This window comes from Thioalkalivibrio sp. ALE16, from assembly GCF_000381305.1.
Classification (GTDB): domain Bacteria; phylum Pseudomonadota; class Gammaproteobacteria; order Ectothiorhodospirales; family Ectothiorhodospiraceae; genus Thioalkalivibrio.
Genome location: NZ_KB906356.1, coordinates 161,673 through 186,934, shown reverse-complemented (window position 1 = coordinate 186,934; position 25,262 = coordinate 161,673). Strand labels below are relative to the sequence as shown.

General features: G+C 67.4%; 24 protein-coding genes. 8 read left to right on the top strand and 16 right to left on the bottom strand.

From position 1 onward, the window contains the following. Positions 1–14 precede the first annotated feature (14 nt). The 3 genes from F627_RS0104320 to F627_RS0104310 are packed head-to-tail and all read right to left on the bottom strand — an operon-like array spanning position 15 to position 2,034. Complete coding sequence (locus F627_RS0104320; RefSeq protein WP_018881592.1) at positions 15–506, bottom strand: Slp family lipoprotein; 492 nt, start codon at positions 504–506, stop codon at positions 15–17. 2 nt (positions 507–508) lie between these two features. Continuing rightward, the gene (locus tag F627_RS0104315; protein ID WP_019583388.1) at positions 509–1,093 is read right to left on the bottom strand and encodes a Slp family lipoprotein; all 585 of its coding nucleotides are present in this window, start codon (positions 1,091–1,093) and stop codon (positions 509–511) included. Positions 1,094–1,137: 44 nt separating this feature from the next. Then, positions 1,138–2,034, bottom strand: a complete 897-nt coding sequence (locus F627_RS0104310; RefSeq protein WP_018866724.1) for an HDOD domain-containing protein — start codon at positions 2,032–2,034, stop codon at positions 1,138–1,140. A 194-nt stretch (positions 2,035–2,228) separates the two neighbouring features. On the opposite strand from F627_RS0104310, the gene F627_RS0104305 reads away from it, so the two are divergent. Further along, a complete protein-coding gene (locus tag F627_RS0104305; protein WP_018866723.1) occupies positions 2,229–3,026 on the top strand; it encodes a dienelactone hydrolase family protein in 798 nt (265 codons plus the stop codon). Between the two features lie 81 nt (positions 3,027–3,107). Here the strand turns inward: F627_RS0104305 and F627_RS0104300 are convergent, their stop codons facing one another. The 5 genes from F627_RS0104300 to metH form a co-directional block, all read right to left on the bottom strand. Then, entirely contained in the window at positions 3,108–4,481 is a 1,374-nt protein-coding gene (locus tag F627_RS0104300; protein ID WP_019583387.1) for a response regulator, read from the bottom strand. A 172-nt stretch (positions 4,482–4,653) separates the two neighbouring features. Continuing rightward, a complete protein-coding gene (locus tag F627_RS0104295; RefSeq protein WP_018866721.1) occupies positions 4,654–6,207 on the bottom strand; it encodes a bifunctional GNAT family N-acetyltransferase/carbon-nitrogen hydrolase family protein in 1,554 nt (517 codons plus the stop codon). A 57-nt stretch (positions 6,208–6,264) separates the two neighbouring features. After that, positions 6,265–6,588 carry a hypothetical protein gene (locus tag F627_RS0104290; protein ID WP_018878480.1) on the bottom strand — a complete coding sequence of 108 codons (324 nt, stop codon included), beginning with the start codon at positions 6,586–6,588 and terminating at the stop codon, positions 6,265–6,267. Next, complete coding sequence (locus F627_RS0104285; RefSeq protein WP_018876895.1) at positions 6,585–6,977, bottom strand: PH domain-containing protein; 393 nt, start codon at positions 6,975–6,977, stop codon at positions 6,585–6,587. The genes F627_RS0104290 and F627_RS0104285 overlap by 4 nt, the downstream gene beginning before the upstream one ends. 149 nt (positions 6,978–7,126) lie before the next feature. Next, entirely contained in the window at positions 7,127–10,918 is a 3,792-nt protein-coding gene (metH, locus tag F627_RS0104280) for a methionine synthase (RefSeq protein WP_019583386.1), read from the bottom strand. 154 nt (positions 10,919–11,072) lie between these two features. On the opposite strand from metH, the gene F627_RS0104275 reads away from it, so the two are divergent. Continuing rightward, entirely contained in the window at positions 11,073–11,807 is a 735-nt protein-coding gene (locus tag F627_RS0104275) for an arginyltransferase (protein ID WP_018878482.1), read from the top strand. Between the two features lie 39 nt (positions 11,808–11,846). Here F627_RS0104275 and F627_RS0104270 read toward each other — a convergent pair whose 3' ends face one another. Continuing rightward, on the bottom strand, positions 11,847–12,695 hold the full coding sequence (locus F627_RS0104270) for a methyltransferase domain-containing protein (RefSeq protein WP_018876893.1): 849 nt from the start codon (positions 12,693–12,695) through the stop codon (positions 11,847–11,849). Further along, complete coding sequence (locus F627_RS0104265; RefSeq protein WP_018866715.1) at positions 12,692–13,510, bottom strand: class I SAM-dependent methyltransferase; 819 nt, start codon at positions 13,508–13,510, stop codon at positions 12,692–12,694. Before F627_RS0104265 ends, F627_RS0104270 begins: the two co-directional genes overlap by 4 nt. A 489-nt stretch (positions 13,511–13,999) precedes the next feature. Between F627_RS0104265 and purH the strand changes: the two genes are divergently transcribed. The 3 genes from purH to F627_RS0104250 are packed head-to-tail and all read left to right on the top strand — an operon-like array spanning position 14,000 to position 19,393. Continuing rightward, complete coding sequence (gene purH / locus F627_RS0104260) at positions 14,000–15,565, top strand: bifunctional phosphoribosylaminoimidazolecarboxamide formyltransferase/IMP cyclohydrolase (protein ID WP_019583385.1); 1,566 nt, start codon at positions 14,000–14,002, stop codon at positions 15,563–15,565. 7 nt (positions 15,566–15,572) lie between these two features. Continuing rightward, positions 15,573–16,862: a phosphoribosylamine--glycine ligase gene (gene purD, locus F627_RS0104255; protein WP_019583384.1), complete on the top strand. Its 1,290-nt coding sequence runs from the start codon at positions 15,573–15,575 to the stop codon at positions 16,860–16,862. A gap of 44 nt (positions 16,863–16,906) precedes the next feature. Next, positions 16,907–19,393, top strand: a complete 2,487-nt coding sequence (locus tag F627_RS0104250; RefSeq protein WP_019583383.1) for a glycogen/starch/alpha-glucan phosphorylase — start codon at positions 16,907–16,909, stop codon at positions 19,391–19,393. 27 nt (positions 19,394–19,420) lie between these two features. Here F627_RS0104250 and cysQ read toward each other — a convergent pair whose 3' ends face one another. The 3 genes from cysQ to F627_RS0104235 all read right to left on the bottom strand — a co-directional run bounded on the left by cysQ (position 19,421) and on the right by F627_RS0104235 (position 21,615). Further along, positions 19,421–20,254 carry a 3'(2'),5'-bisphosphate nucleotidase CysQ gene (cysQ, locus tag F627_RS0104245; RefSeq protein ID WP_018878486.1) on the bottom strand — a complete coding sequence of 278 codons (834 nt, stop codon included), beginning with the start codon at positions 20,252–20,254 and terminating at the stop codon, positions 19,421–19,423. An 85-nt stretch (positions 20,255–20,339) separates the two neighbouring features. Further along, positions 20,340–20,885: an ADP compounds hydrolase NudE gene (gene nudE, locus F627_RS0104240; protein ID WP_019583382.1), complete on the bottom strand. Its 546-nt coding sequence runs from the start codon at positions 20,883–20,885 to the stop codon at positions 20,340–20,342. Positions 20,886–20,901: 16 nt separating this feature from the next. Then, entirely contained in the window at positions 20,902–21,615 is a 714-nt protein-coding gene (locus F627_RS0104235) for an alpha/beta hydrolase (protein WP_081619389.1), read from the bottom strand. A gap of 32 nt (positions 21,616–21,647) precedes the next feature. Here F627_RS0104235 and F627_RS0104230 point away from each other — a divergent pair, with 32 nt between their 5' ends. Continuing rightward, positions 21,648–22,388: an HAD family hydrolase gene (locus tag F627_RS0104230; protein WP_196801154.1), complete on the top strand. Its 741-nt coding sequence runs from the start codon at positions 21,648–21,650 to the stop codon at positions 22,386–22,388. Here the strand turns inward: F627_RS0104230 and F627_RS0104225 are convergent. Both F627_RS0104225 and F627_RS0104220 read right to left on the bottom strand, forming a co-directional pair. Then, positions 22,381–22,620 (bottom strand): hypothetical protein, encoded by a 240-nt coding sequence (locus tag F627_RS0104225; protein WP_018866708.1) that lies wholly within the window; start codon positions 22,618–22,620, stop codon positions 22,381–22,383. The genes F627_RS0104230 and F627_RS0104225 overlap by 8 nt on opposite strands. Continuing rightward, positions 22,617–23,258: a 7-cyano-7-deazaguanine synthase gene (locus tag F627_RS0104220; RefSeq protein ID WP_019583380.1), complete on the bottom strand. Its 642-nt coding sequence runs from the start codon at positions 23,256–23,258 to the stop codon at positions 22,617–22,619. The genes F627_RS0104225 and F627_RS0104220 overlap by 4 nt, the downstream gene beginning before the upstream one ends. Positions 23,259–23,301: 43 nt before the next feature. On the opposite strand from F627_RS0104220, the gene F627_RS0104215 reads away from it, so the two are divergent. After that, a complete protein-coding gene (locus tag F627_RS0104215) occupies positions 23,302–23,763 on the top strand; it encodes a TerB family tellurite resistance protein (protein ID WP_018866706.1) in 462 nt (153 codons plus the stop codon). A 311-nt stretch (positions 23,764–24,074) separates the two neighbouring features. After that, complete coding sequence (locus F627_RS0104210; RefSeq protein WP_018866705.1) at positions 24,075–24,737, top strand: sulfite exporter TauE/SafE family protein; 663 nt, start codon at positions 24,075–24,077, stop codon at positions 24,735–24,737. Between the two features lie 49 nt (positions 24,738–24,786). Here the strand turns inward: F627_RS0104210 and F627_RS0104205 are convergent, their stop codons facing one another. Further along, positions 24,787–25,239, bottom strand: a complete 453-nt coding sequence (locus F627_RS0104205; protein WP_018866704.1) for a DUF4426 domain-containing protein — start codon at positions 25,237–25,239, stop codon at positions 24,787–24,789. Positions 25,240–25,262: the final 23 nt, after the last annotated feature.

The window sequence follows — 25,262 nt, the reverse complement described above, 5'->3', positions numbered from 1 at the left end:
GACCCGGTCCCGCGCTACAGGCCGATACCGATCCCGATGCCGAAGCGCACACCGCCGGATGAGCGCGGCGGCTCGGGCTCCGGCCACAGATGCACCGAGTGGGCATCCAGCACCGGGAAGACGTAGTCCAGTTCACCGATCCGCCCTTCCTCGACGCCGGTAACCGTGCCTACGCCCGTGATGCGGCGACCGGCGCGATAGTCCACCGGGTCGGCAAAGCCGTCCACCCGCAGGCGGAAGCGTCCGGTGGTGGACTGCCGGGTCTGCGGCTCCTGGCGGCTCAGTGGGTAGCCAACCACCTCGACGAAGGTGGCCTCGGCGCGATTGTCCACCCGAGCGATGACGCCGCCCCAGACCTGCTCGTCGGCGGGCAGGCTGTCCGCCGTGACGGCCCGCGGTTCGACCTGCACGGACGGGTCGTCAGGCGCCTCCAGCGGCCCGGAGGCACAGGCGATCAGGAACAGGGGCAGCAGAAGGGCTGCCAGGGGAAACCGGAATCGGGACATACTCACCAGTACCACGGATGCGGGTGATAACGCCCGTAGACCCCGTAACGCGGGCCCCAGGGGCTGTAGAACGGATCGTAGAAGGGGTCGTAGAACGGGTCGCGATAATACCGCTCGGACGGCGGCGGCCGGCGCGGCCACAGGTACACCGCATCCGCCTGCAGGGTCACGAAGGTATAGGCGTAGTCACCGATACTGCCTTCCTCGATGCCCTGGATGACGCCGCGTACGGTGACCTCGCGGCCCTCGGCGTAGACCTGGGGGTCCAGGAACCCGCTGCTGACCGCGCGAAAGCGCCCCGGGGAGCGGTCAGCCTCCCGCGGGCGGCCCTGGCGATCCAGTTCGCGGGCGACCACCTCCAGCCGGGTGCCGCCGTCGGTGTTCTCGATGGCCGCGATCACTCCGCCCCAGACCACGACCTCGCCCTTCACCGCCTCGGGGTCGGCGAGCACCTGCTCGCGATCCGGTGCCGCGGCCGGCAACGGGGCCAGCGACGCCGGCACCCCGGCGCAGCCCGCCAGCAGGAACAGCAGGACGGCCGCGAACCACATGCGCAGACCCGGGTTGATACAGGCGGACATCGACATAATGCTTCCGACCCCGGAGGCCGGCGCGGGTTCACGCCACGCTCTCACGCGCGCGGCTCCGCGTCGTGCGCCGGATCGCAGAGGTCCTGCACCGCCAGCACCTCGTGCTGGGCCTCCTCCACGGCGGAGAGCAGGACCTCGGGGGCCAGGTGCAGGGCCTCCCAGACCGCCGGGTCCACCGGTGGGGCGTCGGCCCAGTCGCGCGAGTCGATCTCGGCCAGATGAGCGCCGGTATTGGCCAGGTGCACCAGCATCACGGCGGTGCGGTGGCGCTCCGGCGCCTGCATGGGCTGATGATGACCGGCCAGGCAATCGACCAGCAGCTCCGGCAGTCCCCAGTGCTCGGCCAGGGCCCCGCCCAGCTCCGCGTGATCAAACCCCAGCTGGGCGCGTTCCGCGCCCTGCGGGCTGAGCCCATCACCGACATCCAGGCTGGAGAGGAAGGCCCGATGGGCCGATTCCGGCGACTGCGAGAACAGCAGCAGCTTGCCCAGGTCATGCAGCAGACCGGCCAGGAAGATCCCGCTGGCCTGGCGTGGCAGCACCCGCATCGCCAGCTGACGCGCGATCACCGCGCAGTAAGCGGAATGCCGCCAGAAGACTTCCAGCGGCAGGCGTTCCTGATCGGGGATGCTGGCCGTCGCGCGGGTGATCGCACTGGCCACCACCAGGCGCTGCAGGGCATCGCGCCCCAGCATCGCGATCGCGCGGTCCACCGAGTCGATGGTCCGCGCGGGGGCGTAGGCGGGGCTATTGGCGATACGCAGGACCAGGGCCACCAGGCCGGGGTCGCGGCTCAGGCTGTTCGCGATCTGGACCGCGGTCGCGTTGTCGTCCTCCAGAAGACGCGCGACCTCGAATACCACCTGCGGCATCGCCAGCAGCTTGTCGGCCGACTGGACCCGGGCCTCCAGGGAATCGTTGGCGGAACGCTCGGACATGGATGGATCCTCTTGCCGGAGCGAAGCGCCGATCGCTTCGCCCCACTCGTCCTGTTCCCGGGCCGGCGCGCTGACACGGCCCGGACGTCTCTACTGTAGCCGCTGTCCCGATCGTTGTAACCCGGCGGGGCAACGAACCATACTCGAGGGTCCGGGTCTATCGAGAGTCGATTCGACGATCAAGGAGGTGTTCGATGTTCGCCAAACCCGCTTTCGCGCCGCTCGCCGTCCTGCTGGCCGGACTCCTGCCCGGCCTCGCCTTCGCCGGCATCCAGACCGAAGAGGTCGCTTACGACCACGACGGTGACGAGATGACCGGCTACCTCGCCTACCCCGAAGGCGACGGCCCGCATCCGGCGGTCCTGGTCATCCACGAGTGGTGGGGCCACAACGACTACGCCCGCGACCGCGCCGAGCAACTCGCCCGCGAGGGCTACACGGCCTTCGCCCTGGACATGTACGGCAGCGGCAAGCTGGCCGACCACCCCTCCACCGCCGGTGAATTCGCCGGCGAGATCCGCGAGAACCGCGATCTGATGCTGGGCCGTTTCCAGGCCGCCTACGACTGGCTGCGCGCGCATGATGCGGCGGCCGATGCCGCACCCTCCGCGGTCGGCTACTGCTTCGGTGGCACTGTGGCCCTGGAGGCTGCACGCGCCGGGATGGACCTGAACATTGCGGCCAGCTTCCACGGCGGCCTGGGGACCGAGCACCCGGCCGAGGCCGGCAAGGTCACGGCGGAACTGCTCAGCTTCACCGGCACCGCGGATCCGATGATCCCGCCGGAACAGATCGCCGGCTTCCAGGACGAGATGCAGAATGCCGAGGCGCGCTACACCGTGGTGGAATTCTCCGGGGTGAAGCACAGCTTCACCAACCCCGGGGCCGACGCCATTGCCGAGGAATTCGGCATGCCGGTGGGCTATGACGCCCGCGCGGACCACGACTCCTGGAACCATCTGCTGGGCGTACTCCGCGACCGCCACCAGTAGGAAATGCCCCCGGCGGGCCCCGGGTCACCCGGGCCCGCCACCTCCCAACAACTCATCGAATCGCCGGGCCCTCCGGCGACGTCAGTATCCACGCAGGTAGATCGCCACACCCAGGGCGACCACAACCGCCAGCACTCCCACGAAGGCCACCCGGAACCAGCGCCGGCGCCCCAGGCGCTCGGAACGCCTGTGCGGCGGGTCTGACGCTGGCGCGCGCAGGCGGTCCTCCGGCTCCGCCTTGACCGACCCCTCGGGATCGGCCGGGCGCTCGGGCTCTGCGGCGGCCGTGGTGCTGTGTCCGGTCAGGGCGTGTTCCAGATCGCGGATACGGCCACGCAGCTCCTGATTGCGCTGCTGAGACTCGGCCAGTTCCTGTTCGCGCGCTACCAGGCGCTCGCCCAGATCCGCCGCCGAGTCCCCGGTGTCCGCGCAGCGCTGCTCCGCCTCCGCCTGGGCCTTCTCCGCGGCGGCCGCCCGCTCGCACTGCTGATTGCGCTCGCGGCGCAGGCGATCGGCCTCGGCTCGCGCGTCCTGCAGCTCTTTCTGCACCGCGTCGCGCTGGCGCTCCAGCTCGACCAGGTCATGATCCAGGCGAACGTTCTCGCCCTCCAGTTCGCGCACCCGGCTGCGCAGTTGCTCGGTCGCCTCGCTGGCCGCCGCGGGTGCCCCGGCCTCCTCGGCCTCCAGCTCCTCGACCCGCGCGCGCAGCGTGGCCAGTTCGGCCTCGCGGGCCTCGGCCTGCTCGCCGGCGGCCGCGGCCTCCTCGTCGCGCGCCCGCGCCTCGGCCAGCGCCGTCTCGGTCTCCTCCAGCCGGGCCTGCAGGGTCTCGATCTCGCGCTCGCGTTCCTCGGCGCGCTGGAAGGCCGCCGTGGATTCATCGCGAGCCTCGCCCAGGGCATTGCGCAGGCGCTCCAGTTCCTTCTGCGCCTCGCGCTCGTTGGCGGACTGCTGGCGCAGCATCAGCTCGCGACGCAGGCGCTCGACCTCTTCGCGCAGCGCCGCGGCCTCGGCGGTATCGACTTCCGCGCCGGCGCTCGCGAGCTCCGGCTCCGGGGGCGGCGGCAGCAGTTCGGCCACCACCTCGCGCACACGGGTCGGCACGAACGGCTTCATCAGGACGGCGCTGGCGCCCAGCGAACGCCATTCGTCGCTGGCGGCCTCGTCGCTCTCCTGGCCGGTCACGATCGCCACCGGGAGATCGGCAGGGACATTCTCGATGCCATCGCGCACACGGAGCAGCAAATCCTGGCCGTCGATCCCCGGCATCGAGAGATCGGTCAGGACCAGGCCGATATCCGGATACTGCTGCAGCAGCTCCAGGGCCTGCTCGCCATCGGCGGCCTCGTAGACCGTGTGCTGGTCCTGCAGGATACGCTGCAACGCGACCCGGATGACCTTGGAGTCATCCACCACGAGAATCGCGGTGCGTTTCGGATCCGGAATCTGGTCGCTCATGCTGTCCCCTGACTATCTGGCGCCCGCCTGGCGACGGCGCGAACCCCGGTCACCCGCCGCATTCTGGCCGAGTCCGGTCCTCCCTGTACGCACAAGACTAAGTTGCCGGGCGCGCCGATGCCAGTGGCAGCCAACGGGCAACCGGAACGCGTTCACGTTTTGTCCGCGCGGGCTACACCGGCTTGGATTTCCACTTGACCGAGTAGAGATCCCGTCGGCGGTCGCGCAGGTTGCGCACCGAGCCGTGGTTGCGCAGCTCCTTCAGGTTGTCCAGGTCAAGATCGACGATCAGGGTCATCTCGGTGTTCGGGGTCGCCTCCGCCGCCACCGCATCATGCGGGAAGGCGAAGTCGGACGGGGTGAAGACCGCCGCCTGGGAATACTGCATGTCCATGTTCTCGACCTTGGGCAGGTTGCCCACCGAGCCGGACATCACCACGTAGCACTCGTTCTCGATGGCGCGTGCCTGGGCACAGCGCCGCACCCGAAGGTAGGCGTTCTTGGTGTCGGTCCAGTAGGGGACGAACAGGATCTGCAGGCCATGATCGGCCATCACCCGGGGCAGTTCGGGGAATTCCACGTCGTAGCAGATCAGGATGCCGATCTTGCCGAAGTCGGTATCGAAGACGTGTACCTCGTCGCCCCCCTGCAGGCCCCAGTAGGAGACCTCGTCGGGGGTCACGTGGACCTTGTACTGGCGGTCCCAGGTGCCGTCGCGGCGGCACAGGTAGGAGACATTGCGCAGCACATCCTCGGTGTATTCGGGCATCGACCCGGCCACGATATTGATGTTGTAGGCCAGCGCCAGGCGCACCATCTCCTCGCGCACCGCCTCGGTGTATTCGGCCAGACGGCGCACGGCCTCGGCCGGGTAGTCCTGATTGAACGCCCCCATCAGCGGGCCGTTGAAGAATTCCGGGAACAGCACGCAATCCGCGCGGTAGCCGGAGACCGCATCCACGAAGTACTCCACCTGCTGGAACAGGGCATCGAGATCCACCGTCGGGCGCATCTGCCACTGGACTACGCCGATGCGCACGTCCGAGCGGCTGCCGCCGATCAGCTTCTCCTTCTCCTCGTAGTAGATGTTGAGCCACTCGATCAGGGTGGCGTAGGCCCCGGACTTCTCGTCGTCCGGCAGGTAGTTGGTGATGATCTTGCGGACGTGGAAGTCGTTCGCCAGCTGGAAGGTCAGGATCGGGTCGGTGATCTCGTGATTCTTCACCCGGCGCACGTACTGCTGCGGGGTCAGCTCGTCGCGGTACTGCTCGTAGCCGGGGATGCGCCCGCCGGCGACGATCGCCCGCAGGTTCAGCTTCTCGCACAGCTCCTTGCGCGCGTCGTACAGCCGCCGTCCCAGACGCAGCCCGCGATAGTCCGGATGCACGAAGATATCCACGCCGTAGAGGGTGTCGCCGTCCGGGTCATGGGTGGTCAGGAAGCCGTTGCCGGTGATCTGCCAGTAGTTGTGGTGATCGCCGAAGCGCTTGTATTCGACGATCAGGCTGATCGCCGCGGCCACCACCTTGCCGTTGTCCTCGATGCAGATCTGGCCCTCGGGAAAACGCTTCACCTGGGAGCGGAACTGCGCCTCGCTCCAGGCGCCGTCCAGGTCGTGGTAGACCCGCTCCATGATCTCGCGGATGTCCTCGTAGTCCTCGATCCGGGTCGGCCGCAGGGTGAGGTGGTGCTGGGGATTGGATTCGTTGTCCGCGTCGGTCGTCACGCTCGGGGCTCCGGGGATTGAGAAGGAAACGCAGGATGCACGGTGCACCGGCCGGGATCAAAAGATCCAGGCCAGCATCAGCCAGAAGAAGACGAAGAACAGGAAAAAGCCGGGGATCATGAACTGCAGTTCCCCGATCAGGCCCTCGCCGGCGGCCAGGGCAAACACGATCGAGATCAGGACCGACACGATGGCCGCGACCAGCGCGGCGTTCTTCAGGCCCATGCCGTCGTCGAAGGTCAGCGCCACCCAGTCCGACAGCCCCGGCAGGGAGACCGCCGCCGCCAGCACCAGCAGGGCCACCAGCAACGCCACCAGCGCCGAGGTGCCCAGCAGGATGCGCAGCGCCAGGCGGCTGTCGGAGCGATCACTCCGGCTCATGCCAGGGCCTCGCGGCGACCGCGCACGTACTCGCGCACGCGATTGGGGTCGGGGATGCCGGTGACCCGGAACTCCGGGTTGTCGCCAGTGGTGTACACCGCGATGCGGCCCACCCGGAAGATGCGGTCGAAAAAGCTCTGGTCCACCTTCACCGTGCGGATCTGGCCGATATCCAGATCCACATGCGACTTCGACAACAGACCGCGCTCGAGATGGACCTGGTCGGCATCGATGCGCAGCCGTACCGAGCGGGTCTGCAGATACCACCAAAGCAGGATCAGCAGGCCGAGCCCGAAGGCCGGGATCAGTACCAGGCTGAGGATGAAACCGAACGGGTGGTTGCGGAACATCGCCGGTCGGGCGTCGATCGCGGGTTCACGGGCGGACATGCACGAACTCCGGTTGCGGGCGGACCCGAACAGTTTGGCGCGGCCACCCAGACAAAGCGAGCCCCGCACCGGGGATTCCCTGATGCGGGGCTCGCAGTTTGCCGGACCCGCCCGCTCGCACGGGTCGGCCCGGAGACGGGACCGGGGTGTTAAGCGGTCCGGGCTTCGCGCTCGGCCTTGGCTTCCGCCTTGGCCTCGTCGCTGTCGTCGTAGCCGATGTTCGGCGCGAGCCAGCGCTCGGCCTCCTCGAACGACATACCCTTGCGCTTGGCGTAGTCCTCGACCTGGTCGCGGTTGACCTTGCCGAGACCGAAGTAGCGCGACTCCGGATGCGCGAAGTACCAGCCGGACACGGCCGAGACCGGCAGCATGGCGTAGCTCTCGGTGAGCGTCATGCCAGCGTTCTCTTCCGGCTGCAGGAGCTCCCACAGGGTGGACTTCTCGGTGTGCTCCGGGCACGCCGGGTAGCCCGGGGCCGGGCGAATGCCCTGGTACTTCTCCTCGATCAGGTCCTCGTTTTCGAGCGACTCGTCCGGGACATAGCCCCAGAATTCGCGGCGCACATGCTGATGCATGCACTCGGCGAAGGCCTCGGCCAGGCGGTCCGCCAGGCTCTTCACGAGGATCGAGTGGTAGTCGTCGTTGGCCTTCTCGAATTCCGCGGCCTTGGCGTCGACATCGCCACCGGCACTGACCGCGAAGGCCCCGATGTAGTCGGGACCGCCGGCCTCCTTCGGCATCACGAAATCGGCCAGCGAGTGGCTCGGCTGACCCCGGCGCTTCTCGGTCTGCTGACGCAGGTGATGCAGCTTCTTCAGCACCTTGGAGCGATTCTCGTCGGTGTACACCTCGATATCGTCATTATTGACGGTGTTCGCCGGGAAGAAGCCCACCACGCCCCGCAGGGTGACCCACTTCTCGTCGATCATGCGCTGCAGCATCTCCTGGGCGTCCTTGAACAGCTTGCGCGCCTCTTCACCCACCTTCTCGTCATCCAGGATGCGCGGGTAGGCGGCGTGCAGCTGCCAGGAGTGGAAGAACGGCGTCCAGTCGATGTACTCGGCGACCTCGTTCAGATCGTAGTCGTCGAAGCGCAGCAGCACGGAGCCGTCGCCATGCGGGTGCAGCACGGTCGGCTCGCCCGGCAGCTTGTCGGTCTCCAGCGCCTTCGGCTTGGTTGGGGTATAGCTTGACCAGTCGATCTGCGGCTTGTTGGCGCGCGCCTTCTCCAGCGTGACCCACTGGGTCTTTTTCTTGCGCCCGGCGTTCTGCACGCGCAGCTTTTCGTACTCCTCGCGGATCTCGGCGGCGTACTTCTCGCGCAGTTCGGGGCTGATCAGGCTCTGGGCCACACCCACCGCACGCGAGGCGTCCTTCACCCAGACCACGGGACCGGAGTAGTTCGGCTCGATCTTGACCGCGGTGTGGGCGCGCGAGGTGGTCGCGCCCCCGATCATCAGCGGGGTCTTCATGCCTTCGCGCTCGAGATCGGCGGCGAAGTTGGCCATCTCCTCCAGCGAGGGGGTTATCAGGCCGGACAGGCCGATGACGTCCACATCGTGTTCCTTGGCGGCCTTCAGGATCTCGGCGCCCGGCTGCATCACGCCGATGTCGATGACCTCGAAGTTGTTGCACTGCAGCACGACGCCGACGATGTTCTTGCCGATGTCGTGGACGTCGCCCTTCACCGTGGCCATCAGGATCTTGCCGTTGTTCTCGGTGCCGGTCTTCTCGGCCTCGATGTACGGGATCAGATGGGCCACGGCCTTCTTCATCACGCGGGCGGACTTGACCACCTGCGGCAGGAACATCTTGCCCTCGCCGAACAGGTCGCCGACCACGTTCATGCCGTCCATCAGCGGCCCTTCGATCACCTGGATCGGGCGGTCGTAGGCCTGACGGGCCTCTTCGGTGTCGTCCACCACGTAGGTGTCGATACCCTTGACCAGGGAGTGCTCGAGGCGCTTGGTGACTTCCCATTCACGCCACTCGAGGTTCTCCTCCTTCTTGCCGCCGCCCTGGCCCTTGTACTCCTCGGACAGGTCAAGCAGTCGCTCGGTCGCGTCATCGCGACGGTTCAGGACCACATCCTCGACCGCTTCCTTCAGCTTCTCGTCGATGTCGTCGTAGACCGCGAGCTGGCCGGCGTTGACGATGCCCATGTCCATGCCCGCCTTGATGGCGTGGTACAGGAACACCGCGTGGATCGCCTCGCGCACCGGTTCGTTGCCGCGGAAGGAGAACGACACGTTGGACACGCCGCCGGAGACCAGCGCGTGCGGCAGGTCGTTCTTGATGCGGCGGGTGGCCTCGATGAAGTCCACGCCGTAGTTGTTGTGCTCTTCGATACCGGTCGCGACCGCGAAGATGTTCGGGTCGAAGATGATGTCTTCGGCCGGAAAACCGACCTTCTCGGTCAGCAGCTTGTAGGCGCGGGTGCAGATCTCGACACGGCGGTCCTCGTTGTCGGCCTGGCCGTCCTCGTCGAAGGCCATGACCACGATCGCGGCGCCGTAGCGGCGGCACAGCTGGGCCTGCTTGATGAAATTCTCCTCGCCCTCCTTCATGGAGATCGAGTTGACCACCGGCTTGCCCTGCACGCACTTCAGGCCGGCCTCGATGATCTCGAACTTGGAGGAGTCGATCATCACCGGCACGCGGGCGATGTCCGGCTCGCCGGCCAGCAGGTTAAGGAAGCGGACCATCGCGTCCTGCGACTCCAGCATCCCCTCGTCCATGTTGATGTCGATGATCTGGGCGCCGCCCTCGACCTGGTTCAGTGCGACTTCCAGCGCGACGTCGAATTCCTCGTTCTGGATCAGACGCAGGAACTTGCGCGAGCCGGTCACGTTGGTGCGCTCGCCGACGTTCACGAACAGCGAGTCGTCGGTGATGTTGCACGGCTCGAGGCCGGACAGGCGGCAGGCCGGGGCGATCTCCGGCACCTTGCGCGGCGGGAATTTCTCCACCGCCTCGCGCATCGCGCGGATGTGCTCCGGCAGCGTGCCGCAGCAGCCGCCGATGATGTTCAGCAGGCCCTGCTCGGCCCAGGGGCCAACGTCCGCGGCCATCTGCTCCGGCGACTCGTCATAGTCACCGAACTCGTTCGGCAGGCCGGCGTTCGGGTGCGCGGACACAAACGTGTCGGCAATGCGCGACAGCTCTTCCACGTACTGGCGCATCTCTTTCGCACCCAGCGCGCAGTTCAGGCCGATGGAGACCGGGTTCGCATGACGCACCGAGTTCCAGAAGGCCTCGGTGGTCTGGCCGGACAGGGTACGGCCGGAGGCGTCGGTGATGGTGCCGGAGATCATGATCGGGAGGTCCTTCCCGAGCTCGTCTTCCAGGGTCTTCACCGCGAAGATCGCGGCCTTGGCGTTCAGGGTGTCGAACACCGTCTCGATCAGCAGCAGGTCCACGCCGCCCTCGACCAGAGCCTCGGCGGCCTCCTTGTAGGCCTCGACCAGGGTGTCGAAATCGACGTTCCGCGCGCCCGGGTCGTTCACGTCCGGCGAGATCGACGCGGTACGGTTGGTCGGGCCGAGGATGCCAGCTACGTAACGCGGCTTGTCCGGGGTCTTCTCGGTCCAGGCATCGGCGGCCTTGCGCGCGAGCTTCGCGGATTCGCGGTTCAGCTCGGGGACCAGATCCTCCATGTGGTAGTCCGCCATCGCGATGCGGGTACCGTTGAAGGTGTTGGCCTCGATGATGTCGGCGCCGGCCTCGAGATAGTCGTTGTGGATCTGCTCGATGATGTCCGGACGGGTCAGCGACAGCAGGTCGTTGTTGCCCTTCAGGTCGGACTCCCAGTCCTTGAAGCGCTCGCCGCGGTAGTCGGCCTCGTCCAGCTTGTACAGCTGGATGGTGGTTCCCATACCGCCGTCCAGGATCAGGATGCGCTCTTTCAGCGCCTTCTCGATATCTTTACGTGTTGCCGTCATGTGCCGTACACCATTGGTTTCGAATGGGATAAGTGTACACGCCGGGGTTCCATCCCGGTCGTGGAGCCCACCCTTCCGGCAGGCTCTTTCGTATCTCGTGGCGGTCTGGGATGCCCCTGTTTGCGCCCGTGCACGGAGATGTCACGATAGCGCCATGCAGGAACATCCAATCCGCTGGTTCATCACTGCCCCGCAGGCCTGCCCCTATCTGGACGACCGCGAGATGCAGAGCCTCCTGGTCGACCCCGCGGTCAGCCTGGGCGGTGCCCGCTTCGGCCAGCTACTGGCCGAGGGCTTTCGCCGCAGCGGTCAGTTTGTCTACCGGCATCACTGCCCCGAATGCGCCGCCTGCGTGCCGGTACGCATTCCGGTCGCGCGCTTTCGCCCGAATCGCAGCCAGCGCCGTTGCCTGGACCGCAATCAGGATCTCGCGGTGGCGATCCGGCGCCCGCCGGAGCAGCCGGGCACCGGGCCCGCCGCCGATCTCGACGAGCACATGCCGTTGTTCTCGCGCTACCAGACCGCCCGCCACGCGGGCGGGGGCATGGAGCAGATGGGGCGCGAGGAATACACGGGCATGCTGGCCCACCATAACGGCCCGGTGGATCTGATCGAATTCCGCCAGGCCGGCACGCTGGTCGCGGTAGCCGTCACCGACCGCACCCCGCAGGGGCTGTCGGCGATGTACAGCTTCTTCGATCCGGATCAGCCGCGCCGCGGCCTGGGCACCCTCGCGATCCTGACCCAGGTGGCGCATGCGCACCGCCTCGGTCTGCCCCATGTCTACCTCGGCTACTGGATCGACCAGGCGCCGAAGATGGAATACAAGACCCGCTTCCAGCCGCTCGAAGGCCGCATGGACGGGGTCTGGAGGCGACTGCCCGCCTGACGGCGGCCAGCCCCTCGGTCCCTGCTTCGCAAGCGCGACCTAGCGGGCCGGCTTGCGGAAGCGGAAGATGCCCCAGGTCAGGTAGCCCGAGTTGCCGCCATCGACCCAGTGCTGCAGGCCCTGCTTCATGCGGTCGATGTAGTCCTGCGAGATGTAGTGCTTCAGCTCGTCCTCGCGGGACTCGAGCTCCTGCTTCACGCGGCCGTAGTGGGTCGCGATCTGGCTGGAATGCTCCTCGAAACCGACCTCTTCCAGACCCGCTGCCTTGGCCGCCTCACGGTAAAACTCGGGGCTAGCCAGCGAATCCAGATGGATGCGGGCGAGGATCGGGTCCAGCACGCCGTCCGGGCAATCGTCGGTCTGCATCGGATCGGTGAAGATCAGCCAGCCACCCGGCTTCAGCACTCGAGCGGCCTCCTGAATCACCTTCTTCTTGTTTTCGTTCTCGCTATGCAGGAACGAGTCTTCGGACCAAACCACGTCATAGGACGCGTCCGGCTCGTCGACCTTCTCGAAGCTGCCGTCGACCACGGTGATCTTGTGGTCCAGGTGGCGCGCCTTGTTGATCTCGCGGTCGCGCTCGTTTTCCTTCTCGGACAGGTTCAGCGCGGTGACTTCGCAGCCGTAGTTCTCGACCAGGTAGCGCGCGACACCGCCGTAACCGGCGCCCATGTCGAGCACGCGCCATTCCGGCTGCGGCTCGCCGAGCAGGTCGGACATATGGGCGACCGTGCGCCGGCTGGCGTCGCCGATCGGCTCGTCCTTGTACTCGTACAGCCCGATATGGAGGTCTTCACCGCCCCACACCATCTTGTAGAAGGTGTCGGCGTCCTCGCTGTTGTAATAGTCGCGAGCCGTCTCGACGACGTCGGAGTAGTTCTCGCTCATCGTTCCTCGCCCTCGATATAACGCTTGTCGGCAACGTGGATGAAGAAGTCGGGATCGGTCTCGCGATAGGTCTCCTGGAAGTCCCCGTAGGTCTCGATCTTCTGGAAACCGACCTCGCGCATCAGGCGGCGCACATAGGCCTTGCGCAGCGGGAACATGTTCAGGAAGTACTCGGAGCCATCCGGGAAGCGATACTGGAAGCGGGCCAGGCCTTCGTCGACATGGGCCGGCTGCACCTGCACGTCGTCGCCGCAGTAGTAGTAGGTGTGCTTGGACGAGTAGCCATGGTCCATGATGGTGTCGTAGTTGCGCTGGTCGAGGATCAGCACGCCATCGTGGTTCAGGGCGGAGTAGAACTCGGCCAGGGCCTTGCGGCGGTCATGTTCGTTGAACAGGTGGGTGAACGAGTTGCCCAGACAGACCACGGCGTCGTAACGGCCGTAGATATCGCGGTTGAGCATGCGCCAGTCGGCCTGCACGGTGCGCAGGATGTGCCCGCGCTTGCGGCCGTTCTCGAAGGCCTTGACGAGCATCTCCGGGGCGCCGTCGGCGGTCACCACGTCAAAGCCCGCTTCGCGCAGCTGTACGGAGTGAAAACCGGTACCGGCGGCCACGTCCAGCACGCGCTTGGCGCCACGCTTCTTCAGTTCCTCGATAAAGAAGGTGCCTTCGCTCTTGGCGCGGTTGTCCCAGTCGATCAGGTCGTCCCACTTGTCGACGAAACCGGTGGTGTACTCGTTGAGGTAGTTCTCGGTATCGCGACGTTCGGTCGGCTTGTCACCGAAATCCTGATCATTCTTGATGTTCGCTGCCATGCTGGTTCCTCTTGGCTTTTGCTGCTGTCGTAAGCGTGAACGGACGGCCCGCGGCCGATCCGTCGGCACAACACCCCGCAAACGCAGAGAACCGCGACCCCCGCATGTCCCGGCGGTCTCGCCATTCGCCCGATCCGCCCAGGCCAGGCCTGGTGTTCGGGTAGCAATGCAACGGGCGCGTTGTTCGCAGCGCCCGCTACCGGCCTGGCCGGTTCATCCTGCACATCCGGAGGGCTCTTCATTACCCGGATGCCGAGCCGTGGTCTGGCGGGCCCATCCCGCCTGGCTCGGGGATCGTTTACGGCGCCTCGCGCTGCGTCTGAACGCGGGCGTTGTGTCCGAAATCGTTTTTATACCCTGAAGGTTTTGCGCAAAAATTACAAGTTGAGCCCCAGCCCTCCCGCTGTGCCGCGGCCGGGTCGAAGCCGCCTCCACGGGCGTCACGCGTTCGATATAATGGCGGTTTTTGCAGCGATCCCGAGGCCCCGCATGACCCCCAGCCGCCCCATCCAGCGCGCCCTTTTGTCGGTCTCCGAGAAGACCGGCGTCGTGGAGCTTGCCCGCGCCCTGCACGAGCGCGGCGTGGAGCTTCTGTCCACCGGCGGCACGGCCCGCCTGCTGGCCGAAAACAACCTTCCGGTGACCGAGGTTTCCGCGCACACGGGCTTCCCCGAGATCATGGATGGCCGGGTCAAGACCCTGCACCCGCGCATCCACGGGGGCCTGCTGGGGCGGCGCGACATCGACTCCGCGGTGATGGCCGAGCAGGACATCCCCCCGATCGACCTGCTGGTGGTGAACCTCTATCCCTTCGAGGCGACCGTGGCCCGGCCCGGGTGCAGCCTGGAGGATGCCATCGAGAACATCGACATCGGCGGGCCCGCGATGCTGCGTGCGGCGGCCAAGAACTACCGTGACGTGGCGGTGGCCACTAGCCCCGACCAGTACGGCGAGATCGCCGCGGCCATTGGTGACCAGGGCGAGGTGCCGCAGTCGCTGCGCTTCCGCCTGGCGGTCGCGGCCTTCGATCACGTCGCGCGCTACGACGCCGTGATCAGCAACTATCTGTCGGCCCTCGACGAGGACGGTGAAACGGCGCCCTTCCCCGGGCAGCTGAACGCCACCTTCGAGCGCGTCGAGACCCTGCGCTACGGCGAGAATCCGCACCAGCGCGCCGCGTTCTACCGCGATCCGCAGCCCACACCCGGCACCCTGGCCAGTTACCGCCAGCACCAGGGCAAATCGCTGTCCTACAACAACCTGGCGGACGCCGACGCCGCCTGGGAATGCGTGCGCCAGTTCGAAGCCGGGGCCTGCGTGATCGTCAAGCACGCCAACCCCTGCGGCGTGGCGGTCGCGCCGAGCCAGCTGATGGCCTACGAGCGCGCCTTCCAGACCGACCCGACCTCGGCCTTCGGCGGCATCATCGCCTTCAACCGCCCACTGGACGGCGACACCGCGCATGCGATCGTCAGCCGCCAGTTCGTCGAGGTCGTGATCGCCCCCGAGATCACGCCGGGCGCGCTGCGCGCGCTGGCCACCAAGAAGAACGTCCGGGTACTGGAGATCCCGCCGGCGGGCGTTGGCCCGGGCCTGGACTACAAGCGCATCGGCGGCGGGCTGCTGGTCCAGGATGCGGACCGCGGCAGCCTGGCCGATGTGGAACTGAAGACCGTGACCGCGCGCGCGCCGTCGGAACAGGAGATGAAGGACCTGTGCTTCGCCTGGCAGGTCGCCAAGTACGTCAAGTCCAATGCCATCGTCTACACCCGCGACCAGCAGACCATCGGGGTCGGGGCGGGCCAGATGAGCCGCGTATACTCCGCGCGCATCGCCGGCATCAAGGCCGCGGACGAAGGCCTGCAGGTCGCCGGCTCGGTGATGGCCTCGGATGCCTTCTTCCCGTTCCGCGACGGCATCGACGCCGCGGCCGAGGCCGGTATCACCGCGGTGATCCAGCCCGGCGGCTCGATGCGCGATCAGGAGGTGATCGACGCCGCCAACGAGCACGACATCGCCATGCTGTTCACCGGCATGCGCCACTTCCGCCACTGAGGTCCTGATGAACGTACTGGTAATCGGCAACGGCGGGCGCGAGCATGCGCTGGCCTGGAAGCTGGCGCAGTCGCCGCGCGTCGAGCGCGTGCTGGTGGCCCCCGGCAACGCGGGCACCGCGCGCGAGGCCAAGTGCGAGAACGTCGACGTCGGCGTCACCGACATCGACGCGCTGCTGGCCCTGGCCGAACGCGAGGCCATCGCGTTTACCGTGGTCGGCCCCGAGGCACCCCTGGTCGCCGGCGTGGTGGATGCCTTCCGCACCGCCGGCCGGCGCTGCTTCGGCCCCACGGCAAAGGCCGCTCAGCTCGAGGGCTCCAAGAGCTTCGCCAAGGACTTCATGCACCGCCACCACATCCCGACAGCCGCCTACGGCAGCTTCGAGGACGAACGGGCCGCGCTGGAGTTCATCGCCACCCACGGCGCGCCCATTGTGGTCAAGGCCGACGGCCTGGCCGCCGGCAAGGGCGTGATCCTCGCGCAGACCGAGGACGAGGCCCGCGCGGCGGTGCACGACATGCTGGCCGGCAACGCCTTCGGGGAGGCCGGCAACCGCGTGGTCATCGAGGAATTCCTGACCGGCGAGGAGGCCAGCTTCATCTGCATGGTGGACGGCGAGCACGTGCTGCCGCTGGCCTCCTCGCAGGACCACAAGGCGCGCGACAACGGCGACCAGGGCCCGAACACGGGCGGCATGGGGGCCTATTCACCCGCCCCGGTGGTGACCGATGCGCTGCATGCGCGCATCCTGCACGACGTCATCGAACCGACCGTGCAGGGCATGGCCGCCGACGGCGAACGCTACACCGGCTTTCTGTATGCCGGCGTGATGATCGACGCTGCGGGCAACCCGAAGGTCTTGGAGTTCAACTGCCGCTTCGGCGACCCCGAGACCCAGCCGATCCTCAGCCGCCTGGAATCGGACCTCAGCGAACTGGTCGAGGCGGCGCTGGACGGGCGTCTGGACGCGGTCGAGGCCCGCTGGGATGCGCGCGTAGCGCTGGGCGTGGTCCTGGCCGCCGGGGGCTATCCGGGGGACTACCGCAAGGGCGACGTCATCAGCGGCCTGGAGGCCGTGGAGGCCGATCCCGACGCCCACGTGTTTCATGCCGGTACCGCCCGCGATGCCGAGGGTCGCATCGTGACCGCCGGCGGTCGCGTACTCTGCGTGGTCGGCCTCGGAGCCGACGTGAAGAGCGCGCAGAAAAAGGCCTACGCGGCCGTACACCAGATTCATTTCGACGATATATACTGCCGAACAGATATCGGCTATCGCGCCGTCGCCCGGGAAGGATAATTCCAGGCAGCGGCGCTTCTACCCCCTTTCTGGAGATCCGCCCGATGGCCGCCCCCGAAGTGACCCACCTGCCCAACCTTCCCAACGATGTGGAGGGTCTGCGGCAGTCGATCCGCGATGCCGTGGTCCGCGTGGTCGGCGAGGACCCGCGCCAAGCCACCGAACGCGACTGGATGGAGGCCCTGGCCTTCGCCATCCGCGAACGCATGGTGGAGCGCCGCCTGCTGACCCGCCGGCAGTTCGCCGACGAGGACGTCAAGCGCGTCTACTACCTGTCGCTGGAATACCTGATCGGGCGCATGCTCGAGGCCAACCTGCGCAACATGGGCATCCTCGAGCCGGCCCGCCAGGCCATGGCCGATCTCGGCGTCGACCTCGACACCATTCTGGACCTCGAAGACGACGCGGCCCTCGGCAATGGCGGGCTGGGGCGCCTGGCCGCCTGCATCCTGGAGTCCCTGGCGACCCAGGGCTACCCCGGCTACGGCTACGGCATCCGCTACGAGTTCGGCATGTTCCGCCAGGAATTCGAGCCCTACCATCAGGTGGAACACCCGGACAACTGGCTGCGCTACGGCAACCCCTGGGAGTTCCCGCGCTCGGACCGCAAGTATCCGATCCACTTCTACGGCTACGTGGTCGAGCACCATCACCCCGATGGCTCCACCCGCTACACCTGGGAGGACGGCGAGGAAGTCCTGGCCATGGCCTACGACTACCCCACCGCGGGCTATGGCCGGCGCAACGTGAACAACCTGCGCCTTTGGGCGGCCAAGGCCACCCGCGACTTCGACCTGCGCTATTTCAATGAAGGCGACTACATCCGCGCGGTCGCGGACAAGGCGGAGTCGGAGACCATCTCGATGGTCCTGTACCCCAACGACGCCACCGCGATCGGCAAGGAACTGCGCCTGAAGCAAGAGTATTTCTTCGTCTCGGCCTCGCTGCAGGACATCATGGAGCGCCATCTGGCTCTGGACTACAGCCTCGACGCCCTGCCCGACAAGGTCGCGATCCAGCTGAACGACACCCACCCGGCGATCGCCGTCGCGGAGCTGATGCGCCTGCTGATGGACGAGCACGAGCTGCCCTGGGAACGCGCCTGGGAACTGACCCGGCGCACCTTCGCCTACACCAATCACACCCTGATGCCCGAGGCCCTGGAGACCTGGCCGGTAGAGCTGATGGAACGCGTATTGCCACGCCACATGGGGATCATCTACCAGATCAACCATGGCTTCCTGGAGGAGGTACGCCACCGCTATCCGGGCGACAACGACCGCCTGGCGCGGCTGTCCATCATCGACGAGGAACACGGCCGCCGGGTCCGCATGGCCCACCTCGCGGTGGTGGGTTCGCACCGCGTCAACGGCGTGGCGGCGCTGCACACCCAGTTGCTGCAGGAGACCCTGTTCGAGGACTTCTGCAACCTGTGGCCGGAGCGCTTCGTGAATGTCACCAACGGGGTGACCCCGCGCCTGTGGATGATCCAGTCCAACCCCGCGCTCACCGAACTGCTGGGCCAGCGCATCGGCGACGACTGGCAGTACGATCTGGATCGCCTGCGCGCGCTGGAACCCTACGCCCACGACGCCGACCTGCAGAAGGCCTTCATGGACGTGAAGCTCGCGAACAAGCAGCGCCTGGCGGACCTGGTGCGCGAGCGCACCGGCGTGGAGCTGAACCCGGACGTCATGTTCGACGTGCAGATCAAGCGCATCCACGAGTACAAACGCCAGCTGCTGAAACTCCTGCACGTGGTGGACCTGTACCGCCGCATCCGCGCCGGCGAGGACATCCCGCCGCGCGTGGTGCTGTTCGGCGGCAAGGCCGCGCCGGGTTATGCCCGGGCCAAGGGCATCATTCAGGTGATCAACGAGGTCGCCGACATCGTCAACCATGACCCGGCCATCGGCGACCGCCTGAAGTGCGTGTTCTTCCCCAACTACGAGGTCAGCTCGGCGAGCATCATCATCCCGGCGGCGGATGTCTCCGAGCAGATCTCCACCGCCGGCTTCGAGGCCTCCGGGACCGGCAACATGAAGCTGGCGCTCAACGGCGCCCTGACCATCGGCACCCTGGACGGTGCCAACATCGAGATCCGGGACGCGGTGGGCGAGGACTCCATCTTCATCTTCGGCATGACCGCCGACGAGGTCGTCGAGCACCGCCGCCACGGCCCGTCCCCGGAGGCCATACTGGCCGGCCAGCCGGGCCTCGCCGCCGCAGTCGAGATGATCGAGTCCGGGTTCTTCACCTGCAACGACCCGGGCACCCACGCCGACCTCGGTCGCTACCTGCGCCAGGAAGATCCCTTCTTCGTGATCGCCGACTATGCGGCCTACGCCGAGGCCTGCGCGCGGGCGGACACCCTGTACGCCGACCGCGCCGCCTGGGCCGAGGCCGCCATCCTGAATGTCGCACGCATGGGGTATTTCTCGATCGACCGCACGGTGCGCGACTACGCCCGCGAGATCTGGGACATCACGCCGGAGCCGGTCGCCCCGTCGCGCACCAACGGCGCCGCCTGACGCGGCGGCGCGCGCTCAGAGTTTCCCTCAGGCCTCCGGCAATCCCAGGCGGCGCAGCCAGCCGTCGGGGTTGCCGGCGCACACCAGAAACTCGGGGTTCAGCAGGCTCTCGCGCGTGTTGTAGCGAAGCTCCTGGCCCTGGAGGTCGGTCACCCGGCCGCCGGCCGCCCGCACCACCGCATGGGCCGCCGCGGTATCCCATTCGCTGGTGGGCCCCAGGCGCGGATAGATATCGGCGGCGCCCTCGGCCACCAGGCACAGCTTCATCGAGCTGCCCATGCTGACCAGCTCGTGCGGGCCCAGCCGGTCCAGCGCGAGCTTCAGGCGTTCCGCCCCGTGTGAACGGCTGCCCGCCACCACGGGATGATCCGTGCCGATGCGCTCGCTGGCGACCGCAATCGTGCGCGGGGCCTGGTCTTCGTCCCGCCGGATCGCCACCCCGTCGCGGTGCCCGGCATACAGCCGCTTGAGCACCGGACACCAGACCACGCCGAGGACCGGCTCGTGGTTGTGAATCAACGCCACGTTCACGGTGAACTCGCCATTGCGCTTCACGAACTCGCGGGTCCCGTCGAGGGGATCGATCAACCAGTAGGTCGGCCACTGCCGACGCCGCGCGAAGGGCACGTCCTGCCCCTCCTCGGACAGCACCGGCCAGTCCGGGTCGATATCCGACAGCCCGCCGACCAGGATACGGTGGGCGGCCAGATCGGCCTCGGTCAGCGGCGAATGGTCGGCCTTCTCGGTGACCGCGAAACGGGTCTCGTAGAGCTCGAGAATGGCGTGGCCGGCCGCGTCGGCCAGGCTCGAAACCTCGTGCATCAGGGCAGTCAGGGCCGCATCCTTCGGCGGAGCATGCATGGGGAACTCCCGTTTTCCCGGAACATTCCCCCTAGCTTGGCAGGGTTGCGGCCCCGGGGGAACACCGGCGCGCGCCAGGAGGCCTCTATCCGTCGAGGTAGTCGCGCACCATGTACAGGGCGGCAATGGAACGCGCCTCGGTCAGGTCCTCGCGTGCAACCAGCTCCGTCAGGCGGTCCAGCGACCAGGGCACCACCTCGATCGCCTCCGGCTCGTCGCCCTCCGCGGTCTCGGGGTAGAGATCCTCGGCCAGCACCAGATGCGTCTGGTGGGCCATGTAGCCGGGCGCCACGGTCAGCGCGCCCAGGTGGGTCAGGCGGCGTCCGGCATGCCCCACCTCCTCCATGATCTCCCGGTTGGCGGCAGCCAGGATGTCCTCGCCCGCCTCGATGCGGCCCTTGGGCAGGCCCAGCTCGTAGCGGTGGGTGCCCGCGGCGTATTCGCGGATCAGGAGGATTGTCCGGTCGGCCTGCACCGGGGCGATGATCACCGCACCATGGCCGCGGCTGACCAGGCGCTCAAAGCAGGTGCGCGCGCCATTGCTGAACTCGAGGTCCAGCTCTTCCACCTCGAACAGGCGACTGCTGGCGACCGTGCGTCGCCCCTGGACATCCGGCTTGTCTCGGCTCATGCGCCCTCCCGGGCGGTCAGTGGCTGTTGCGCAGACGCACCAGGGTCCGCAGTTCGCCCTCGAACAGGGTGTCGAACATGAACCCGTGATCGGAGGTCACCACCTCGAACCCGTCCTGCTCGGCCGGCTCGGTCTCCGCCAGGCGCAGATCCAGATCACCCCAGCTCACGGCCATGGTGACGCGCATCGGGAAATAGCCGTCGAGGAAGCGGCGAACGAACGGGCCGTTCTCCAGGCGATAGACGCCGTCCCCCTCGTGCTCGACGATCTTCATGCGCGCGGTCACACAGACCTCGGCGTCCTTCTCCACCCCGCGCAGATCCACACGATCGCCCTCGGCGCGCGCGGATTCGATGTTGCGGGTGGACTCGACCTGGAGTTCGTCGATGGTCGCCTCATTGTACACAATGACCATGCGCCGAATGGCCGCCACATCGTTGTGGCACTGGCGCAGATCGGCCCATCCGTCCTCCAGGGAGGAGGCCGTGATGCGGATCTGATTCTGGTGGTGATGCGGCGTCCGGTCCGGCTCCTCCAGCAGGAACGTCAGCTCCGGACTGGTCGTCTGGGTCTGGTCCGGGGAGACCGTCTCGCCCCACAGGGCATCATCCTCCAGCGGATCGTAGTCCGGATCATCCGGGTCCATCGCCAGGGTGGGGCCCGGCAGGGCCAGAAGCGCGACAAGAAGGGGCGCGGGCAGAAACCGAACCTGGGGTACCATGAGAGCCATAACCAATCCCCTCGATCATGTGGCCGTCTGCTGTGGACCCGCAAAACCCCGAAAAAAATCCGCACGCCCCCGCGCTCGCCGTGGACTGGAGTCGCATCGACACCGTGCTGTTCGACATGGACGGCACGCTGCTCGACCTGCACTTCGACAACCGCTTCTGGCGCGAGCTGATCCCGCGGGAGTACATCCGCTGCCAGCCGGACGACCCTGAATGCGCACGCCGCCGCCTGGAGGACGAGATGCAGCGGGTGCGCGGCAAGCTGGAATGGTACTGCGTGGATCACTGGACGCGCTTCACCGGGCTGGACATCCTGGGCCTGAAACGCGAACTGGCCCATCATATCGCCCTGAAACCGCATGCCGATGCGTTGCTGGCCGCCCTGCAACGTGCCGGCCGACGGCGGGTGCTGGTGACCAATGCCCATCCGCAGGTCTACGCCTTCAAGCACCAGCTCACCCGCATCGGCGACCGCCTGGACACCATCGTCTCCGCCCACGATCTGGATTGCGCGAAGGAAGAGGCCGCGTTCTGGGAGCGCCTGCAGCGGGTCGCACCCCATGACCCGGAGCGCACCCTGCTGGTGGACGACAACCTGCTGGCGCTGGCGAGCGCCGCCGGGGCGGGCATCGCGGAGCTGCGCGGCATGCGCTACCCGGACGAGCGCGGCGACCCCATGCACTCGGAAGACTTCGTGCTGCTGGAGTCACTGGCCGATCTGATGTCCGGCCTGCCCGCCGCGAGAGACCGGGCCGGCGATCCGGCAGCTACTTGACCGGGGTCGGCAGGTTGCGGATCAGGTCCAGACGGATCTGCACCGACCGGCCTTCGCACTCGCCATCCAGCCAGTGAAAACCCTCCGCCTCGCGCACTTCGCGGGGCGTTACCTTGCCCCACCAGGCTTGACTGGAACCGGGCTCGGCCCAGTTCAGTTGCAGGGTTTCGCCGGTGAGGATGGCGATCTCCAGACGCTCGGAGACATGGCGGGGAATGGCGGCATCGGTCATCGGGGTGCTTCGCGGTAGTCGGTCGGGTCGGGGATGCCGGCCGCGGCGAACGCGGCGCGCCGGGCCTGGCACTGCGGGCAGCGCCCGCAGTGGCGCGATTGTGCCAGAAGGCAGCTCCAGGTGCGGCGCCAGTCGATCCCCAGCGGATCCGTCGTGGCGATGATTTCCGCCTTCGACTGCTCGATCAGCGGCGCCTCGACCTGCAGATGCGGGACCAGGGTCCCGGCCAGCGCCGAGACCTGCTGCACGAACCCGGGCTGCGAACCCGGCCCATGCCCCTGATCCTCGCGGTTCAGGGCCAAAAGGATACGCCCGGCACCGTGGTGTTCGGCCAGGTTGACCGCCAGCGCCAGCACCAGCAGATTGCGCTGGGGCAACGGCACATGCCCGACCCAGTCGTTGCGCCGGGTGAAGGCCGCGCGCAGGGACTGCAGGTCCAGCGCGACGGGCGTCGCGCCGTAGACCCCGGCCAGATGCTCCACCGCCGCCCATTCGCGGGCCGCATTGCGCTGGCCATAGTCGACCCAGACGGCGCGCAGCACCTTGCCGGCTGCATGGCACTGCGCCAGCAGGGCGCTGCTCTCGATGCCGCCGGAGAGCAGGAGGAGATCGGGGGATTCGGGCCGAACGGATTCCATTCGGGCACCATACCGCACAGCGCGAGTAGACGGAGACCACGCGGTGATTGAACAACTACGCAGCCACTGGCAGCGCCTGCTGGGCGCCGAACGCAGCGATCGCGCCGAGGGCGATCCCGAACAGCGCCTGCAGCGCGCCGCCGCGGCCCTGATCATGGAAGTCTGCCGCGCCGACTTCGAACTGCGCGCGGAGGAGCTCGAATCGGTACGTGGCAGCCTGATCGAGTTGTTCCGCCTGGACAACGATACCGCCGATGCGCTGCTGGAGATCGCGCAGGAGGAGAGCGACGCGCTGATCTCCATCCACCCGATGGTGCGCGAGGTCAATGCGGCCTTCGATGCCGAGCAGAAGGCCGACATCCTGCGCGCCCTGTGGCGCGCCGCCTGGGCCAACCGCGACCTGCACAAGCGTCAGGAGGCGGTCATCCGGCACCTCGCGGACCTGCTCTACGTGCCGCACGCCACCTTCATCCGGACCAAGCACGAGGTCCTAGGGAAACACTGATTCATGTACACGCTCGCGTTGGCACCCCAGGTTCTTCGAGACAAGGCGCGTCGTGCAGCGGGTAGTGGTTCTACCCGCAAGCGGCGCAACGCCGTATCGCGGAACCTGGGGTGCCAACCCCACAAACCATTCAATGCAGGGGCTCGGCCGCTTTTGCGCGCGCACAGCGTTGCGGTTCCCTTGTGCAGAATGACTGCACGGCAGTCACCGCGCCTTGTTCGCACGCAAAAGCGACTCGAGCGCGAGCGTATACATCAAGCAGTGTTTCCCTGGGCGATGCGGCCGATCCGGACTGACCGGGGCACGCACTGATGGGTGACCCGGGTACCCTGCTGGCCGCGCTGGCGGTGGGCATCCTCGGCGGCGTGCACTGCCTGGGGATGTGCGGCGGCATCGTCGGCGCAATCTCCATGGGCCACGGTCGCCGCGGGCCGGGGCTGGACCTGCTGCTGGCCTACAACCTCGGGCGCATGGCGAGCTATGTCGTTGCCGGGGCCCTGGCCGGGTGGCTGGGGGCCAGTCTGCTGGGCGGCCTGCCGGCCGGTCAGGCGATCCTGCAGGGCTTCGCCGCGGTCTTCCTGATCCTGCTCGGGTTCTATCTCGCCGGCTGGTGGCCGATCCTCGCGCGCCTCGAACAGGCCGGCGGGGTGCTGTGGCGGCGCATCGAACCGCTGGGGCGGCGCTTCCTGCCAGTGCGCCACGCCGGGCAGGCCCTGGTGGTCGGCGGGCTGTGGGGCTGGCTGCCCTGCGGGCTGGTGTACAGCGTGCTGGCCTGGTCACTGGGTGCCGGCGGGGCCCTGGAGGGCGCCGCGCTGATGGGTGCCTTTGCCCTGGGCACGCTGCCCAATCTGCTGCTGATGGGGGTGTTCGCCGCACGCCTGGCGGCCTTCGTGCGCCGCCCCTGGGTCCGCCGGATCGCCGGCGGCGGGGTCGCGCTGTATGGGGTCTGGATGCTGCTGAGTGTGGCGATGTGATCCCCCGCCCGGGCGGGCGGGGGATCATTCGGAAGGCCCCGGGCGGGGCTCAGTCCACGAAAAAGTCGCGCGAGAAGCGCACCGGCAGCACGCGTTCGCTGCCCGCCGGGGCGACATCGATCGCGAAGTCGAGGGTCTCGCCGCTGCGAACCGTCACCTCCGACAGGAAGTAGATGGCATCACCATCCTGGATCTCGCGGAAACGCAGGTTGCGCATCTGGTCGTTCATGTTGGTGGCCGACCCGGTGACCTCGGCGGAGACCGCCTGCAGACCGTTATCGCCCCGCTCCATCACGCTGACGTTGACCATCGCCCGGTTGGAACTGCGCCGCACGTCATAGGCCCGCGCGACCTCCGGCGACAGGAAGGTGGTGTTGATCACGTTGTAGTGGACGACGTAATTGTCGAACTCCGCCTCGTTGGCGGATGCGATCGAGCTGCCGAGAGCGACCGCCGCCAAAGCGACGAGAAAGCCGGTAAAGACCCGATGCACTCTTGCCATGGCTGACTCCTTTGCCTGATGGG